Annotated in this window: 2 protein-coding genes; both read left to right on the forward strand. The window is 42.7% G+C overall.

Translation table 11 applies throughout. The features are described 5' to 3' along the window. The coding region (locus AB6E08_RS23380; RefSeq protein ID WP_372067624.1) for a transposase at nucleotides 1-366 on the forward strand (366 nt) is incomplete at its 5' end. Between the two features lie 352 nt (nucleotides 367-718). After that, a complete protein-coding gene (locus AB6E08_RS23385; RefSeq protein WP_102338656.1) occupies nucleotides 719-1,042 on the forward strand; it encodes a hypothetical protein in 324 nt (107 codons plus the stop codon). Nucleotides 1,043-1,170: the final 128 nt, after the last annotated feature.

Here is a 1,170-nt window from a genome sequence, read left to right on the forward strand (position 1 = left end):
TATTTAGCTCGCTATCTCTATCGTGGTGTGTTGCCTGATGAAGACATCATCCATATCACCGATGATACGGTCACGTTCCGCTATAAAGAGAGCCAAACCAATACATGGCGAACGCGCACTTTGCCCATCCTTAAGTTCTTGCTGCTCATTTTGCAGCACGTGCTCCCCAAAGGGTTACAGCGAGTAAGAGACTACGGATTTTTACGTGGTCAAGCACACGCCTTAAGAGTTCGTATTCAGCTGTTGCTGTTGAACCTACTCTATATGATGCCGCCAGTGACAGCACCGATAAGGAGCAAAGCGATACGAGTATGCCCTTGCTGTGCACATGAAATGGCATGTGTTGGAGTAAGCCGACCCACCTAGCCGAAAGGCATTGGATAATAAGGAGAATGGCATTGACGAAAACAGAGGAGATGTGACAACGAAAGAAACGAAAAACAGCTAACTGGTTGATAAGATTGCTATCGCAACCTTATCTTGACCTCGCTCGCCTTGAGAAAAGCCTCAAAGCGATGTGCCCTTCAAGTTCAATCGTACAATTTACTTAATAAAGTGGCTTCGGGCTTGTTCAACACTTGGGATTTAGTGTTGGCTACGCAACACCTTAATCCTTATTAGTTATACAAACGGCTATCGATACAACAAAAAGCTTTTGTTGCTAGGCTCAACTAGATGCTTAAACTACCCCAAATTTTTCACTTAGTAAGGTATATCTATGGAATTCGTAATTGGTGCTATTGTCTTGTTTATTGCTTGGTCATTCATTAAAGCAAAAGCTCGTATCCACTATGCGAACGAGCGCCAAGCTCAGCCAACCGCTGTAAATCCAGCGTTCAACGAGCTGATGCAAGCAATAACAAACAAAATCAATGGGCATGTTCGCGATAGTGGAGCTAAGCCGAAAATGATGTTAATTGACATTAATGTTCATATGGTCTTTATGCAAAACAACGCCTATAGTGCCCCGATTTTCGATGGTATCGAAACTGTTCCATCAGCAAATATTGACGGTGGTCTAACTTGGAAAATTCTTAGTTAATGCCGTTTCGGCGGTTGTTTGGATTTTATGCAACCGCCAAAAACAAGTCCAATTTCCAGTCATCTGAGATTGTATAACGCTTAAGTATTTATCCGTTGTCGTAGCACAATGGATAAATACCTGTTGGA

The sequence above is a fragment of the Vibrio sp. 10N.247.310.24 genome, from assembly GCF_041467175.1.
Taxonomy (GTDB): domain Bacteria; phylum Pseudomonadota; class Gammaproteobacteria; order Enterobacterales; family Vibrionaceae; genus Vibrio; species Vibrio tasmaniensis_A.